Source organism: Streptomyces dengpaensis (genome assembly GCF_002946835.1).
Taxonomy (GTDB): Bacteria; Actinomycetota; Actinomycetes; order Streptomycetales; family Streptomycetaceae; genus Streptomyces; species Streptomyces dengpaensis.
Genome location: NZ_CP026652.1, coordinates 4739262 through 4754451, shown reverse-complemented (window position 1 = coordinate 4754451; position 15190 = coordinate 4739262). Strand labels below are relative to the sequence as shown.

General features: G+C 70.2%; 14 protein-coding genes and 1 tRNA gene. 6 read left to right on the top strand and 9 right to left on the bottom strand.

Annotation, left to right across the window (positions count from 1 at the left end; all coding sequences use genetic code 11):
• Window positions 1-178 precede the first annotated feature (178 nt).
• Complete coding sequence (locus C4B68_RS22100; protein WP_099503591.1) at window positions 179-1576, bottom strand: NAD(P)/FAD-dependent oxidoreductase; 1398 nt, start codon at window positions 1574-1576, stop codon at window positions 179-181.
• Between the two features lie 10 nt (window positions 1577-1586).
• Window positions 1587-2240, bottom strand: coding sequence for a rhomboid-like protein (locus C4B68_RS22095; protein ID WP_099503593.1), 654 nt, complete (start codon window positions 2238-2240; stop codon window positions 1587-1589).
• On the opposite strand from C4B68_RS22095, the gene C4B68_RS22090 reads away from it, so the two are divergent.
• The gene (locus C4B68_RS22090; RefSeq protein ID WP_099503595.1) at window positions 2239-3162 is read left to right on the top strand and encodes an aminoglycoside phosphotransferase family protein; all 924 of its coding nucleotides are present in this window, start codon (window positions 2239-2241) and stop codon (window positions 3160-3162) included. The two genes, C4B68_RS22095 and C4B68_RS22090, sit on opposite strands and share 2 nt — an antisense overlap.
• A 9-nt stretch (window positions 3163-3171) precedes the next feature.
• On the top strand, window positions 3172-3651 hold the full coding sequence (locus C4B68_RS22085) for a GNAT family N-acetyltransferase (protein WP_099503597.1): 480 nt from the start codon (window positions 3172-3174) through the stop codon (window positions 3649-3651).
• A gap of 60 nt (window positions 3652-3711) precedes the next feature.
• Here C4B68_RS22085 and C4B68_RS22080 read toward each other — a convergent pair.
• Window positions 3712-3785: transfer RNA gene (locus tag C4B68_RS22080), tRNA-Thr, on the bottom strand.
• Window positions 3786-4028: 243 nt separating this feature from the next.
• Here C4B68_RS22080 and C4B68_RS22075 point away from each other — a divergent pair.
• From C4B68_RS22075 to C4B68_RS22065, 3 genes are all read left to right on the top strand, one after another.
• Window positions 4029-5165 carry an ABC transporter ATP-binding protein gene (locus C4B68_RS22075; protein WP_099503599.1) on the top strand — a complete coding sequence of 379 codons (1137 nt, stop codon included), beginning with the start codon at window positions 4029-4031 and terminating at the stop codon, window positions 5163-5165.
• Window positions 5166-5393: 228 nt separating this feature from the next.
• Entirely contained in the window at window positions 5394-5843 is a 450-nt protein-coding gene (locus C4B68_RS22070; RefSeq protein ID WP_099503601.1) for a hypothetical protein, read from the top strand.
• Between the two features lie 115 nt (window positions 5844-5958).
• On the top strand, window positions 5959-6690 hold the full coding sequence (locus C4B68_RS22065; RefSeq protein WP_099503603.1) for a nucleotidyltransferase family protein: 732 nt from the start codon (window positions 5959-5961) through the stop codon (window positions 6688-6690).
• 217 nt (window positions 6691-6907) lie between these two features.
• Here C4B68_RS22065 and C4B68_RS22060 read toward each other — a convergent pair whose 3' ends face one another.
• The 6 genes from C4B68_RS22060 to C4B68_RS22035 all read right to left on the bottom strand — a co-directional run bounded on the left by C4B68_RS22060 (window position 6908) and on the right by C4B68_RS22035 (window position 13573).
• Window positions 6908-8671, bottom strand: coding sequence for a DoxX family protein (locus tag C4B68_RS22060; protein ID WP_099503605.1), 1764 nt, complete (start codon window positions 8669-8671; stop codon window positions 6908-6910).
• Between the two features lie 138 nt (window positions 8672-8809).
• Entirely contained in the window at window positions 8810-9754 is a 945-nt protein-coding gene (gene rlmB, locus C4B68_RS22055; RefSeq protein ID WP_099503607.1) for a 23S rRNA (guanosine(2251)-2'-O)-methyltransferase RlmB, read from the bottom strand.
• Window positions 9755-9861: 107 nt separating this feature from the next.
• Window positions 9862-11277, bottom strand: a complete 1416-nt coding sequence (cysS, locus tag C4B68_RS22050) for a cysteine--tRNA ligase (protein WP_099503609.1) — start codon at window positions 11275-11277, stop codon at window positions 9862-9864.
• Between the two features lie 196 nt (window positions 11278-11473).
• The gene (gene ispF, locus C4B68_RS22045) at window positions 11474-11968 is read right to left on the bottom strand and encodes a 2-C-methyl-D-erythritol 2,4-cyclodiphosphate synthase (protein WP_099503611.1); all 495 of its coding nucleotides are present in this window, start codon (window positions 11966-11968) and stop codon (window positions 11474-11476) included.
• Entirely contained in the window at window positions 11958-12710 is a 753-nt protein-coding gene (gene ispD, locus C4B68_RS22040) for a 2-C-methyl-D-erythritol 4-phosphate cytidylyltransferase (protein WP_099503613.1), read from the bottom strand. Before ispD ends, ispF begins: the two co-directional genes overlap by 11 nt.
• Window positions 12711-13090: 380 nt before the next feature.
• Complete coding sequence (locus C4B68_RS22035) at window positions 13091-13573, bottom strand: CarD family transcriptional regulator (RefSeq protein ID WP_003953493.1); 483 nt, start codon at window positions 13571-13573, stop codon at window positions 13091-13093.
• Between the two features lie 787 nt (window positions 13574-14360).
• Between C4B68_RS22035 and C4B68_RS22025 the strand changes: the two genes are divergently transcribed.
• On the top strand, window positions 14361-15053 hold the full coding sequence (locus C4B68_RS22025) for a copper chaperone PCu(A)C domain-containing protein (protein ID WP_099503617.1): 693 nt from the start codon (window positions 14361-14363) through the stop codon (window positions 15051-15053).
• Window positions 15054-15190: the final 137 nt, after the last annotated feature.

Here is a 15190-nt window from a genome sequence, read left to right as displayed (position 1 = left end):
CGCCCGCTCGACGAGCGGGAGAGTCTGACGCGATCAACGCCAGCCGGGACGGAACCTGCCCGGTGTGCCCTGAAAGACAAAGGTGTTGCACTGCGCCGAACTTGGTTCTCGCCCGGCACACACCGACTGTAGCGCCTCGTCGATACGCTCCGTGTCCGCACTTCGGCGATGCTCCGCGCTAGGAACGCCCGGCCACCCGGTCCGCCACCCGCGCGAGCCGCGACGACTCCGCGCTGTGCGTGGTCAGTTCGCGGCGGTCCGCCGTCCGGTACGTCGCGTACATCCCGTGCACACCGAGCCAACGCAGCGGCTCCGGCTCCCACTTGCGGACCTCGTGGTTGACCCACGGAAGACCGGTCAGCTCGGTCGCACCCGCCTGCCCGGAGTCCTGCTGGACCAGATCACGCAGCGTCCGCGCGGCGAGGTTGGCCGTGGCGACACCGGAACCGACGTAGCCGCCCGCCCAGCCGAGGCCCGTCGAGCGGTCCAGGGTCACCGTGGCGCACCAGTCGCGCGGCACACCGAGGACGCCCGACCAGGCGTGCGCCACCCGCACTCCCGCCAGGGACGGGAAGAAACGGACGAGGATCTCGTGCAACGCCTCGACGGTCGCCGGCTGCGTACGGCCGTCGTTGTCGGTGCGCGAGCCGAAGCGGTACGGGACTCCACGGCCGCCGAGTGCGATGCGGTCGTCGGCGGTGCGCTGGGCGTACATGTACGCGTGGGCCATGTCGCCGAGCGTCTCCCGGCCCTCCCAGCCGATGGTCTCCCACTGCTCGGCCGTCAGCGGCTCCGTCGCGATCATCGACGAGTTCATGGGCAGCCAGGTGCGCTTCTGCCCCTTGAGGTTCGCGGTGAAGCCCTCCGTGCAGCGCAGCACGTACGGCGCGCGGACCGTCCCGTACGGCGTGACCGCGTGCTTCGGACGGATCTCCGTGACCGGCGTCTGCTCGTGGATCGTCACACCCAGCGCCTCGACGGCCGCCGCGAGGCCCTTCACCAGCTTCACCGGGTGCAGCCGCGCCCCGTGCGGAGTCCACGTCGAGCCGACCGCGTCCGCGACGCGGATCCGCTCGGCGGTCTCCCGGGCGCCGTACAGCTCGCGGTCCTTCTCGCCGTACGACACCTCATGCGCATGAAAGGCCTTGAGCCGCGCCAACTGGGCGGGCGTGTACGCCACTTCGAGGACACCGCCCTGGTGGATACCGGCGTCGATGCCCTCCTCGGCCGCGATCCGCACAACTTCGCCGACCGTCTCGTTCATGGCCCGCTGGAGGCGTACGGCCGCCTCGTGGCCGTGCAGCTTCGCATAACGGTCGCGGCCCGCGATGCCGTTGTAGAGCCAGCCGCCGTTGCGCCCCGAGGCGCCGTAACCGCAGAACTTCTGCTCCAGGACGGGGATACGGAGGAAGGGGGCCGCCTTCTTCAGGTAGTACGCGGTCCACAGTCCCGTGTAGCCACCCCCGACGATGACGACATCGGCGGACCCGTCACCGGGCAGCGGCTCCCGCGTCCCGGGCAGACCGTCGTCCGCGTACCAGAAGGAGATGCCGCCGTTGACGGTACTGCTGCTCATGGCCGCGACGTTAACCCCTGAGAGCGGCCACTGTCTCCTTCGGATTCCGTGCGTCTCCACGGCCCCTGACCAGCGGATAGCAGGCCAGACCGATCAGCACCGAGGTGAAGTGCCCGAGATCGGTGAAGGTGCGCCCGATCGCCGGCGCAACCCCGTACGCCGCTAGCAGCACCACCGCATACGGACACCGCCAGGGCGCCGCGATCCGGTACGTGAGCACCGCCATCACGCCGGCCAGCGCGTAACTCACCCCGATGTCCACCGTGTTGATCACCGCATGGGCCACCATCCCGTGCCGGACCGCCCACAGCACCGCACCCTCGCGGATCAGCGTCGCCAGCACATGCGCCGCCACGCACACCAGCAACCAGCGCGCGGTGCCCAGCCAGCGCTCGGCCGGCGCGTGGAAGACGGTGTACAGGACGGCGTACGGCAGCCAGTGCCCGCCGTCGGTCCACATCGCGCTGGCGATCAGCACCCGCACCGGATTGTTCGACGGCTCGTGGAGGTTGGTCGAGTGCTGCCGCAGGAAGTCCCGCTCGAAATCCGGCGACATGTGGTGCAGCGCCACCGCCGTCACGAACAGGATGCCCAGCCAGACGTACGTGCCCGGAGCGCTGCGGACGTACGCCCACACCCTGCTTGGACCCCGCCGAATTCGCATGAGCCGATTCACACACGCCGGTAGGGTCCGGCAGGTGATCGACATCCCGGACGAGCTCATTGCCCGGCACAAGCGGTACGGCGGGGAGGCGGGACGGGCCTTCATCGCCGAACTCCCGGAGCGGGCCGCGCGGTTCCTGGAACGCTGGGAACTGCGGCCGGACGGGCCATCGATGGACGGCCGCTGCGCCCTGGTCCTGCCCGTGCTGCGGGCCGACGGGACGCGGGCCGCGCTCAAGCTCCAGGACGTCGACGAGGAGACCGTGGGCGAACCGGTCGCGCTGCGGGTCTGGAACGGCGACGGGGCCGTACGGCTGCTGGAGTCCGACGACGAGACGGGCACACTGCTGCTCGAACGCCTCGACTCGGAACGGCTGTTGGCCCGCCTGCCCGACTCCCGCCAGGCCACGGTGGTCGTAGCCCGGCTGCTGGCCCGGCTGACCGCCGTCCAGGCCCCGGCGGGGCTGCGGCGCCTCGGCGACATCGCGGTGAGCCTGGTGAACCGCACCGCGACGGCACTGCCCCGCGTCCCGAGCCCGGCCGAGCGCCGGCTGCTCGCGGACTGCGCGGCAGCGGTGCGCGAGGTCGTCGGCGAACCCGGCGACCGGCTGCTGCACTGGGACCTGCACTTCGAGAACGTCCTCGCCTCCGGCCGCGCGCCCTGGCTCGCCATCGACCCCAAGCCGCTCGCGGGCGACCCCGGCTTCGACCTCTTCCCGGCACTGTGGAACCGCTTCGACGCGGACGAGGTCCGGTGGCGGTTCGACGCCATGACGGAGGTGCTCGGGCTGGACCGGGACCGGGCCCACGCCTGGACACTGGGCCGGGTGCTGCAGAACTCGCTCTGGCAGATCGAGGAGGGCCGTCCCCCGGTCCCGGCCCACCTGGAAATCGCCCGCCGCCTGCGGGACGGCATGACCTAACCTCCCCCCATGATTCGCACCGCGACCCCCGCCGACATCCCCGTCATCCACACCCTGATCTGCGAACTCGCCGACTACGAGAAGGCCCCGCACGAGGCGAAGGCCACCCCGGAGCAACTGCGGGAGGCACTCTTCGGCGAGCACCCGGCGGCGTACGCGCACATAGCCGTGGACGACACCACGGGCGAGCTGGTCGGCTTCGCCCTGTGGTTCCTGAACTTCTCCACCTGGCGCGGCGTCCACGGCATCTACCTGGAAGACCTGTACGTACGCCCCACCGCCCGCGGCGCCGGCCACGGCAAGGCCCTCCTGGCGGAACTGGCGCGAATCTGCGCGGAACGCGGCTACCAGCGCCTCGAGTGGTCCGTCCTGAACTGGAACCGCCCGACGATCGACTTCTACGAGGCCCTGGGCGCCCGGCCGCAGGACGAGTGGACGGTGTACCGCCTGACGGACGAGGCACTGACAAAGCTGGCCGCCACGGCGTGAGAAAGCCCACACCGAGCAACGTAAAAGCCCAGGCCGGAGGATCCGACCTGGGCTTCGAGGAGCCCCCTGTCGGATTCGAACCGACGACCTTCGCTTTACAAGAGCGGCGCTCTGACCAGCTGAGCTAAGGAGGCCTGCACGTGCGCATGCCGCGTGCGTGCCCGTGCAGTCTACCCACGTCGCGGCGGGCCCCTGTCGAAAATTTCCGCGAACTTCACCCGCCCCGAACTACTGACAGACCGCATGAATGCCAGGTACCGTCCTGACCCAGTTCACCCATGTGGACTAAACCACTACGGGGTCACCCCGGAGTGGCTCACCACCTTCCACAACGGATCGTCCGGCACGTTCCTGCCGGTAGAAGGGGTCCATTCATCATGGCCACTGTCTCGTTCGACAAGGCGACCCGGATCTACCCGGGCACCGAGAAGCCCGCCGTCGATGGTCTGGAGATCGAGGTCGGGGACGGCGAGTTCCTCGTCCTCGTCGGTCCGTCCGGCTGCGGCAAGTCCACCTCGCTCCGGATGCTCGCGGGGCTCGAGGACGTCAACTCCGGCGCCATCCGCATCGGCGACCGCGACGTCACGCACCTCCCGCCGAAGGACCGGGACATCGCCATGGTGTTCCAGAACTACGCGCTCTATCCGCACATGACGGTCGCCGACAACATGGGCTTCGCGCTCAAGATCGCCGGTGTGCCGAAGGCGGAGATCCGCCAGAAGGTCGAGGACGCGGCGAAGATCCTCGACCTCACCGAGTACCTCGGCCGCAAGCCGAAGGCCCTCTCCGGCGGTCAGCGCCAGCGTGTCGCCATGGGTCGCGCCATCGTGCGTGAGCCCCAGGTGTTCCTCATGGACGAGCCGCTGTCGAACCTCGACGCCAAGCTCCGCGTCTCCACCCGTACGCAGATCGCGTCGCTGCAGCGCCGCCTCGGCATCACCACCGTGTACGTCACCCACGACCAGGTCGAGGCCATGACCATGGGCGACCGTGTGGCCGTGCTCAAGGACGGTCTGCTCCAGCAGGTCGACTCGCCGCGCAACATGTACGACCGCCCGGCGAACCTCTTCGTCGCCGGCTTCATCGGCTCCCCGGCGATGAACTTGGTCGAGGTCCCGATCACCGACGGCGGCGTGAAGTTCGGCAACAGCGTCGTCCCGGTCAACCGCGAGGCGCTCACCGCCGCCGCCGACAAGGGCGACCGCACGGTCACCGTCGGTGTCCGTCCCGAGCACTTCGACATCGTCGAGCACAACGGCGACGCCGCGAAGAGCCTCTCCAAGGACACCGAGGACGCCCCGGCCGGTCTCGCCGTGTCCGTGAACGTCGTCGAGGAGCTGGGCGCCGACGGCTACGTCTACGGCAGCGCCAAGGTCGGCGACGACCTCAAGGACCTCGTCGTCCGCGTCAGCGGCCGCGCGGTCCCGGAGAAGGGCGCCACGCTGCACGTCGTGCCGCGTCCCGGCGAGACCCACGTGTTCTCGACCTCCACGGGCGAGCGCCTCTCCGACTGAGCCACCCCGCGAGGGGTTCAACCCCCCGTAGCGGGTGAATTCACCCAAGTTGACGAAGAGGGCCCCGCAGCCTGCTGCGGGGCCCTCTTCGTTGTCGACAAATACCCCGGCAGACCGGGCATTTCGATACGTGTGCGTCAATGCACTACCCCAAAACCGTCGCTTCCCCATCCCCCGAACAGGTGACTAAATGTCGCCAAATCATTACCCCGCGCTACCCTCACTCGCGTGAAGCACTCCACCGCTAACCAACGGACCCGGCGTGGCCGTGGCCCCGCCCGCCGGATCGGCCGCACCCTCGCCCTCGTTCTGCCTGTCGTCCTGGTGCTCTCCGGGACCCTCGCGGTCACCCGAGTCAACTGGTCGGGGAACACCTCGAACTCGGTGCTCGCCGCGTCCTCCCGAGACCTCTCCGAGCGCGCCGTCTCCCGCGCTCCGCAGGACGTCCTGCGCGACAAACTCCTGCTGGAGCTCCAGGAGAAGAACCCGGGTGTCGCGCTCACCCACCTCCAGGAGGCGGTGAACGGGCGTCCGTCGCTCGCGAAGCACTGCGCGTCCATCGCCCGCGCCCTGGGCCGTGCCGCGGTCCGCGCATACGGCCCGACGCGTGCCCAGTCCTTCGCCCGCCCCGTCTGCGACACGTCCTTCGCCTCCGGGGTGGCCACCACGCACTCCTGAGCCACACCGGCGCCACGGGCTTCCGGGCCACGCTCCTCCGGGCCGTCGGGCAGCGGCCGATCAAGGAACGGTTGCCGCCAGAAGCCGCGAGCGGGGCGCCACGTACAGTTCGGGCATGACCGATCCGAACGCCGCGTCGCGCCCCGTTCAAGCCGTCATCCTGGCCGGCGGCCAGGGCTCCCGGCTGCGTCCGTACACCGACGACCGGCCGAAGCCGATGGTCGAGATCCCCGGCACCGGGACCCCCATCATCGGCCACCAGCTGAACTGGCTCGCCGAAGAGGGCGTGACCGACGTCGTCGTCTCCTGCGGCCACCTCGCCGAGGTCCTCCAGACGTGGCTGGAGTCGGCCGACCTGCCCGTCCGTGTCACGACGGTCATCGAGACGGAGCCCCTCGGCCGCGGCGGCGGCCTCAAGTACGCCGCCGCGCACCTCCCCCACCCCGACCAGCCGTGGTACGCGACGAACGGCGACATCTGGACCCGTTTCTCGCTGCGCGACATGGCGGACTTCCACACCGAGCGCGACGCGGTCGCGACCCTCGCCCTCGCCCGCCCCCGCATCCCGTGGGGCGCCGTCCAGACGGACGGCTTCGGCCACATCACCGACTTCATCGAGGCCCCGCCGACGACGTACGAGATCAACGCGGGCGTCTACGTCTTCTCCCCCGAGTTCGCCGGTCTGCTCCCCGAGCGCGGCGACCACGAGCGCACCACGTTCCCGCGCCTCGCCCGCGAACGCCGCCTGGCCGGCTTCCCGATCCCCCAGGGCGCGTACTGGCGCGCCATCGACACGGCGAAGGACCTGCGGGAGGCGGCGAAGGAGCTCGCGACGCTGGGGCGTTGAGCGGCGCGCTGGGGCGTTGAGCGGCGCAGACTGCTGCTGGCGGCGCTGAGGAGCCTTTCGCGCTCGTACGACGATGGGCCCCGCACGGTGATCGTGCGGGGCCCCGTCCTCGTACCCGCCGGTCGGTGAACGTCGTGCGCGCCAGCCGGTCGGTGAACGCCGTTACGCGCCCGTCGTTCACCGAACGCCGTTACGCGCCGGTCGTCCGGTGAACGTGTCAGCCCAGCAGGCCGCCCACCAGCCCCGGCTCCCCGCCGCCGGAGCCGTCGTCACCGGAGCCGCCGCCCGTCGACCCGCCGGTCGACCCGCCGGTCGAGCCGCCCGTGGAGCCGCCGGTCGCCGTGCCGCCGCTGGACGTCGGGCCCGCGCTGGTGGTCGGGGCCTGGTTCGCCGGTGAGGACTGCTGGGGCGGCGCCTGGCCGGTGCCCTGGGTCTGGCTGGGCCCGCTGCTGACCGAGCCGGTCTCGTGCACCTCGCCCGGCGTGGTGGCCACGCCTGTCGGGGACGAGGAGCTGCCCTGGGTGGGCGCCTCGGCGGAGGCCGACGGGGTGGTGGTCTTCTGCTGGTTCTTGCCGGGGGTCTCGGGGAGCGGGGAGCCCGGCAGTTCGTTGCGCGGGGCCTCGCCCGGTCCGGGGACGACCACGCGGTCGGCATCGCGGACGGCGCCGCCGAGGAGCGAGCCGAGGAGCAGCGTGAGGCCGACGACGATGGCCGACATGAGCGCGCCGCGGCGCAGCACACGCCCCCGCAGCTCCCAGATGTCGGCGCGCGGCCCGAGCCGGCGCCAGGCCTCGCCCGCGAGGCGTCCGTCGAGGGAGTAGACGGGGGCGCCCGCGATGATCAGCGGGGACCAGGCGGCGAGGTAGATGATGTCGGGCGCGTCGTAGGCGGGCACCGTCTTCCAGCTGACGGTGACGATGAGGGCGGCCGACAGCATCGCCCCGACGACCGCGGCGACCCGCTGCCACAGGCCGAGGACGGTGAGGACGCCGACGATGACCTGGAGGAAGGCGATGACGAGCCCGGCGCCGACCGGGTGCTGGAGCGCGAACTGGCGCAGTGGTTCGGCGACTTCCCAGGGGTGCAGTGTGTTGAGCCACTGCACCATGGAGCCGCGTTTGCCGCCGTCGAAGTAGAGGGGGTCGCAGAGCTTGCCCATGCCGGCGTAGATGGAGATGAACCCGAGGAAGACGCGCAGCGGGAGCAGCACGACGCCGAGGCTCATGCGGCGGCCGGGGTAGTAGGCGTGCCGGACACCTGTCGCGGTGGCTGCTGATGTCAGTGTGCCGCCGTGCCGCGTGGCGGACGCCTCGCCGTCCCCTTCCTCGAAGTCCTCCTCCCCGATGGCCCCGATGTCCCCGGTGTCCTCGAAGTCGTCGAACTCCCCGCCCCCGTAGGCCGGTTCGTCGTACACGCTGTCCACACTGCGCATCTGCGGCAGCAGGCGGATCCGACCGGAGTCGGGGGTGCGCTGGCTGCCGACGAGGGGCGTTTCGACCGTCTCGACCGTCAGGTCGCCGTCGTAGCCGTGGTGTTCGTCGATGCGCGGGATGACCTGGGTCGCTCCGGGGTCGCCCGCGGGGTCGGCGGGGTGGGCGTGGCCCACGCTCGTGCTCCGCACGGCCTGCAGCAGCCGGTGGGCGCCCGTGTCGTCCGGCGCGGACTTTCCGCTCCAGACGACGGGAGCGCGGCGGCGGGCGCCGCCCGGACCGGCCGTGCTGCCCGCGCCGCCCGCGCCCGCTCTGCCCGTCGTACCCACGGCGGGGATGCGCGTGCTGTCGTCGGTGGAGCTGAAGTGCCGTGCGACACGCGGGGATTGGTTCCGCGGCGCGGCGCCTAGCTGCACGCGGAAGCTCGCATGATTGACGATGACCTGCGCCGGATCGCTCGGCACCTTCACCATGCTCAGCGCGGGAGCGTCGTCGAATCCCGACGAGCGGTCCCCCGTGGGTGTGCGGGGTGTTCTGGTGTCCACACTCATCTAACCGAGTGACGTGTGTTTAGGACACTGCTCTGACCGCGCCGATCTGTCCGGACCGCGTCAAGGTCATCCGGATCATCCCGAACACCCCGCTGCGACGGGTTTTCAGACCCGCCGCAGCACCACCCGCAACGGCTGTCAGACCCGTCGCCGTGCCGCCTCGTACAGCACAACTCCCGCGGCCACACCGGCATTCAGCGACTCCGCGCCACCCGGCATCGGAATCCGCACCCGGAAGTCACAGGTCTCGCCGACGAGCCGGGACAGGCCCTTGCCCTCGCTGCCGACGACGATGACGACGGGGCCCTCCAGGGCTTCGAGTTCGCCGAGTTCGACCTCGCCGTCGGCGGCCAGGCCGACCACGGCGATGCCCGCCTTCTTGTACGCCTCCAGGGCGCGCGTCAGATTGGTGGCGCGGGCGACGGGGGTACGGGCCGCGGTGCCGGCGGACGTCTTCCAGGCACCGGCGGTCATGCCGGCCGCGCGCCGCTCGGGCACGACGACGCCGTGGCCGCCGAAGGCGGAGACGGACCGGACGACGGCACCGAGGTTGCGCGGGTCGGTGACCCCGTCGAGGGCGACGATCAGCGGGTCCTGGCCCTCGTCGAAGGCGGCGTTCACCAGGTCCTCCGGGTGCGCGTACTCGTACGGCGGGACCTGGAGGACGAGACCCTGGTGGTTGAGCCCGTTGGTCATGCGGTCGAGCTCGGGGCGCGGGGCCTCCATGAGGTAAATACCGCCGCGCTCACCGGCGAGCTGGAGGGCTTCGCGCACCCGCTCGTCGTTGTCGATGAACTGCTGCACGTACAGCATCGTCGCGGGCACGCCCTCGCGCAGGGCCTCGACGACGGGGTTGCGCCCGACGACCATCTCGGACGTGCCCTTGCCGCCCCGGGCGCCGCGCGCCACGGGCCGGCGCTGCATCTGCTTGGTCTTGGCGGCGGCGATGCGGTTCTTCTTGTGTCCCTTGCGCATCTCGGCGGGCGGGGTCGGGCCCTTGCCCTCCAGGCCCCGGCGTCGCTGGCCGCCACTGCCGACCTGCGCGCCCTTCTTGCCGGACATGCGACGGTTGTTAGCGGCCATGACCTACCTGTCTCTGTGAAGCGTGCGTGCGTACGTATATGAAGTGTGCCGCCCGGAGGCCCGGGCGGCACAATCGATCAAGGCCGGTCGAGGCCGACGAGGGGCGCTCAGCGCGGGCCGAGCGACCAACGCGGCCCCTGCGGGCTGTCCTCGATGACGAGGCCCGACTGGTTGAGCTGGTCGCGAATGGAGTCCGCGGTCGCCCAGTCCTTGCGGGACCGGGCAGCCTCCCGCTGGTCGAGGACCATGCGTACGAGGGTGTCGACGACGCCGTGCACGCTTTTATTGAGCACAGCCTCGCCCCGGTCGCCCTCACCGGCCCACTGCGGGTCCAGCGGGTCGAGCCCGAGGACGCCGAGCATGGAGCGGACCTCGGCGAGGCGGGCGACGGCGGCTTCCTTGTCGTCGGCCGCGAGGGCGGAGTTCCCCTGGCGCACGGTCGTGTGCACGACGGCGAGCGCCTGGGGCACGCCCAGGTCGTCGTCCATGGCCTCGGCGAAGGCGGGCGGCACCTCGGCGGCGGGCTCGACGACGCCCCCCGCCTTCTCCACCACCCGCTGCACGAAGCCCTCGATGCGCGCGAACGCCGACTCGGCCTCGCGCAGGGCCTCTTCGCTGTACTCGATCATCGAGCGGTAGTGCGGGGTGCCGAGGTAGTACCGGAGCACGATGGGGCGCCAGCGCTTGACCATTTCGGAGACGAGCACCGAATTCCCGAGGGACTTCGACATCTTCTCGCCGCTCATCGTGACCCAGGCGTTGTGCACCCAGTACTCGGCGAACTCGTCGCCGAAGGCCTTGGCCTGGGCGATCTCGTTCTCGTGGTGCGGGAAGATCAGGTCGATGCCGCCGCCGTGGATGTCGAAGGCGCTGCCCAGGTACTTGTGCGCCATCGCGGAGCACTCCAGGTGCCATCCGGGACGGCCCCGGCCCCACGGCGTCTCCCAGCTCGGCTCACCCGGCTTCGCGGCCTTCCACATGGCGAAGTCGCGCGAGTCCCGCTTGCCGGTCTCGCCCTCACTGGAGGGCTGGAGCAGGTTGTCCAGCTCCTGGTTGGACAGCTGGAGATAGTCGCCGTACGAGCGCACGTCGAAGTAGACGTTCCCGTCGGCCTCGTAGGCGTGACCGCGCTCGATGAGACCGCGCATCATCTCGATCATCTCGGTGATGTGCCCGGTGGCGCGCGGCTCGTACGTCGGCGGCAGGCACCCGAGCGCGTCGTAACCGTCGTTGAAGGCGCGCTCGTTCTCGTAGCCGATGCCCCACCAGGGGCGGCCCTGGTCGGCCGACTTGGTGATGATCTTGTCGTCGATGTCCGTGACGTTCCTGACGAACGTCACGTCATAGCCGCGGTACTCGAACCAGCGCCGCATGATGTCGAAATTGAGGCCCGAGCGGATGTGGCCGATGTGCGGGGCGGCCTGCACGGTGGCGCCACACAGGTAGATCGAGACGCAACCCGGCACGAGCGGGGTGAAGTCACGGATCTGCCGGGCGCTGGTGTCGTACAGGCGAATAGTCACCACTCCAGGGTAGTGGCCCCTGACCAGTGCCCTGCGACCGTCCACCCCAAGGGCCACGTATTCGTGACATACGGGGGTGACCGTCAGCACACTGCCGGCCCGTCCGGCGTTCGAGGGCGAGGCCGTTCAGGCCGATTCGGGGGCAGAGCCCCCGAATACGGGACGGGCAGGGGCGGAGGGGGCGAAACCCTTCGCCTCAACCCACCCGCACCACCAGCGCCGTAGCCACCGCCATCAACCCCTCGTCCCGGCCCGGGAAGCCGAGACCGTCCGTGGTCGCGCCGGACACCGACACCGGCGCCCCCACCGCGTCCGACAGAATCTTCTGCGCCTCGTCCCGCCGCTTCCCGATCTTCGGGCGCGGCCCGACGACCTGTACGGCGACGTTCCCGATGGTGAACCCGGCGGCGCGCACGATCCGCGCCGCCTCGGTCAGCAGCGTGACCCCCGAGGACCCGGACCACTCCGGGCGCCCGGTACCGAAGTGGGCCCCGAGGTCCCCGAGCCCGGCCGCCGAGAACAGCGCGTTGCACGCCGCGTGCGCGACGACATCCGCGTCGGAGTGCCCGGCGAGCCCGGGCCCCTCCCCCTCCCACAACAGCCCGGCACACCACAGCTCACGCCCGTCCTCGAAGGCGTGAATGTCGGTACCGATGCCGACCTGGGGCAACAACGGCGTCTCAGAACCCATCGTTCAGCCTCCGCCGCGCGAGAACCGCCTCCGCGAGCACGAGGTCCAGCGGCCGCGTCACCTTGAACGCCTCCTCGTGCCCGGGCACGACCACGACCCGCAGCCCCATCTGCTCGACCATGCTCGCGTCGTCGGTGACGTTGTCGTTGACGGTCTCGTGGGCCCGTACGAGCGTCTCGCGGTCGAATCCCTGCGGCGTCTGCACGGACCGCAGCAGCGCCCGCTCGGGCGTGGTGACGACGGGCTCCGGCGCACCGGGGGCGGCCGCGGGCTCGACCTGCTTGACGGTGTCGGCGAGCGGCATCGCCGGTACGACGGCGAGGGCACCCTCGCGTACGGCCTCGATGACGGCGTCGACGGTGTCCACCGGGACCAGCGGCCGGGCGGCGTCGTGCACCAGCACGATGTCGATGCCGGGCGGCAGGGCGTCGAGCCCGCACTTCACCGACTCCTGGCGGCTGTCACCGCCGGGGACGACCAGGAAGTCGGTGCGCTCGGGCAGCGCGTGCGTGTCGAGCAGCGCCTTCACCTCGGCGGCACCGTCGGGCGGCGCCACGACGACGACCAGCGAGACGGCGCGGGACGCGGCCATCGCGCGGACCGCGTGGATGAGCATCGGCGTGCCGTTCAGAGCACGGAGCGCCTTGGGGGCGCCCGGTCCGAGGCGCACGCCCCGGCCGGCAGCCGGGATCACGACGGCCGTGCGGGCTTCCGTGGGCGAAGGGCGCGAATCGTCAGACATCGGTTCCTGTCAGGTTTGTGTGCTCAGCCGGGATGGGTATGGCCTGGGCGTACCCCCTGCTCCTGGGGCAGGGGGAGTGCCGGGCGCGACGCCTTGACCGGGGACCCTTCCGTGACATCTGGTCGAGCCTGCCGCCCGGGCCCGGCACGCCAGGTACGGGGCCCCAATTCTGGCATTGGGGTTTCCCGGATGGGGCGCGGGTACGAACGTGCTGCCGCGGGTACGAACATGCCGCAGCGCCCGGCGACTGCAATTGCGTGATCACACGTGATCTGAGTGATCGGCAATTGCGTCATCGGGCACCGCGGCATTTCATTGCGCAGTTGCGCGGGCTTGTGCGTACGTCGAGACGACTGCCGTCTCGGCGACCGTTGCCGGCGTCAGGACGCGAGGACCTCGTCGAGCAGAGCCTCGGCCTTGTCCTCGTTCGTGTTCTCCGCGAGGGCGAGCTCGCTCACCAGGATCTGCCGGGCCTTGGCAAGCATGCGCTTCTCACCGGCGGAGAGTCCGCGCTCACGCTCACGACGCCACAGGTCACGGACGACTTCCGCGACCTTGATGACGTCGCCGGAGGCGAGCTTCTCCAGATTTGCCTTGTAACGACGCGACCAGTTCGTGGGCTCCTCGGCGTACGGCGCGCGCAGCACCTCGAAGACCCGGTCCAGCCCGTCCTGACCGACCACATCACGCACGCCGACGAACTCCGCATTGTCCGCTGGCACACGCACCGTCAGGTCGCCCTGGGCGACCTTCAGCACCAAGTAGGTCTTGTCCACGCCTTTGATCTGGCGAGTTTCGATGGCCTCGATCAGCGCGGCCCCGTGATGGGGATAGACCACGGTGTCGCCAACCTTGAACGTCATGTGACAGGTACCCCTTCCGTGGCTATCCAGGGTAACACGGATACGGCGTCTTCTGAATGGCGTTTTCGCAGGTCAGGGCATATCTCGGGGCTTGACAACCGCAACAGGAACGTGCTTCGAGGGGGGAGCGGAAGACGGTATTCGCAGGTCGGAGCGGCTGTCCAGGGGAAGTGAAACGCGCACGTTACACACAACAGAAGCCCCTCACCAGGGTCTGAACGTACCGGTTTGTCCAGCTCCAAGAGTACGACTTCCGCTACTCCGTTCGGTGATCGGAGTCGAGTACGAGACGAATCCGGAATTGATCACGGCCACCGAACTCCCGCCGGTGATCAATTTCCCTGGTCGTCATGCATTCGCTATGGATCCTTACGGCACCTCGCGGGAAAATCCGCAAGCCGATGTCACAGGGGTACCGCAGACGTACTTCGGAGGTACTTCAGATGGTACTTCAGGAGGCACTTCCAGAGTGCTTATGTGAATGCTGGACCATTCTGTCGCCAAAGCAGTCGATGAAGCCCCCGTGGAGTGCGCGCCGGGCGGGGCGCACACCGGGCGCAACGGAGCCCGCCGGTGCGCGCAGCCCGGCGGTGCGCGGACCGTGCCCCCTCGGCACGTGCGAGCGAGCCTGAGACGTCACATACCAGCGAGCCCGTGGACGCATAGAGGCGGGTCGGGTGCGGTGGCGCGGGAACGGCTCGGTAACCTAAGGCCGCTGACAGACCCTTAGGGCGGCTTTACACAGGAGTCGCCCTGCTTCGCCCACGTTCAAGGAGTTGCCGCCGCCGTGAGCAGCAGCCTTCGACGCGGCGCTCTCGCCGCCGCCGCCATCGCGTTCTCGATCGCCTCGCTCGCCGCGTGCGGTGCCGGCAACAACGCCCAGACGCTGGAGATCGAGCCAGACAACGCGGCGACCGCCGTCGGCGACATCAAGATCCAGAACGCCGTCGTCATCACCCAGCCCGACCTGGAGTCGACGGGGCCGGCCGTGATCTCCGCGACCGTGTTCAACAACGGCCGCACCGCCCAGACGCTGGACTCGATCACCGTGGCCGACACCGGCAAGACCGCGGAGATCAAGCCGGCCGAGGGCAGCGGCAAGCTGACGATCCCGGCCGGCGGCTCCGTCGTCATCGGGGGCAAGGGCAACGCCTCCGCGACGCTCCCCAGCAGCCGCGAGGCCGTCAGGGACGGCAACGCCCAGAAGATCACCTTCGGCTTCAGCAAGACCGGTGACGTGAGTCTGCGCGCGTTCGTCGTCCCAGCCGAGAGCTACTTCTCCGAGTGGGGTCCGAGCGACATCCCGGCGACGCCGGCGGCCTCCGCGCCGGCGACCGAGGGCACCGAGCCGTCCGAGACAGTCCCGGGCTCCCCGGCCGAGTCCGCCACGGGCACGCCCGCAGGCGAGGCGACTGCTGCGGACGAGGCGACGGGTACTGACGCGGAGGCGACCGCCTCGGAGTCGGCCGGCGGCCACTGAGGACCACCACAAACGTCTAGGGCGGGAACCTTGGTTATCGGTTCCCGCCCTTGGCGGTTCTGAGCTTTACGGCTCGACTTTTGGTGCTCCCTCAAGGGGATTCCTGCTTCACGGCATCGCGCCCCGATTACTCGGGG

What these genes read in the sequence shown, in the direction of transcription:
- ispD (WP_099503613.1), bottom strand. Translation starts at nt 12,710, where the DNA reads ATGTCTGACGATTCGCGCCCTTCGCCCACGGAAGCCCGCACGGCCGTC.
- C4B68_RS22100 (WP_099503591.1), bottom strand. Translation starts at nt 1,576, where the DNA reads ATGAGCAGCAGTACCGTCAACGGCGGCATCTCCTTCTGGTACGCGGAC.
- C4B68_RS22065 (WP_099503603.1), top strand. Translation starts at nt 5,959, where the DNA reads ATGACCGATCCGAACGCCGCGTCGCGCCCCGTTCAAGCCGTCATCCTG.
- C4B68_RS22035 (WP_003953493.1), bottom strand. Translation starts at nt 13,573, where the DNA reads ATGACGTTCAAGGTTGGCGACACCGTGGTCTATCCCCATCACGGGGCC.
- C4B68_RS22085 (WP_099503597.1), top strand. Translation starts at nt 3,172, where the DNA reads ATGATTCGCACCGCGACCCCCGCCGACATCCCCGTCATCCACACCCTG.
- C4B68_RS22060 (WP_099503605.1), bottom strand. Translation starts at nt 8,671, where the DNA reads ATGAGTGTGGACACCAGAACACCCCGCACACCCACGGGGGACCGCTCG.
- rlmB (WP_099503607.1), bottom strand. Translation starts at nt 9,754, where the DNA reads ATGGCCGCTAACAACCGTCGCATGTCCGGCAAGAAGGGCGCGCAGGTC.
- C4B68_RS22095 (WP_099503593.1), bottom strand. Translation starts at nt 2,240, where the DNA reads ATGCGAATTCGGCGGGGTCCAAGCAGGGTGTGGGCGTACGTCCGCAGC.
- C4B68_RS22090 (WP_099503595.1), top strand. Translation starts at nt 2,239, where the DNA reads ATGAGCCGATTCACACACGCCGGTAGGGTCCGGCAGGTGATCGACATC.
- ispF (WP_099503611.1), bottom strand. Translation starts at nt 11,968, where the DNA reads ATGGGTTCTGAGACGCCGTTGTTGCCCCAGGTCGGCATCGGTACCGAC.
- C4B68_RS22075 (WP_099503599.1), top strand. Translation starts at nt 4,029, where the DNA reads ATGGCCACTGTCTCGTTCGACAAGGCGACCCGGATCTACCCGGGCACC.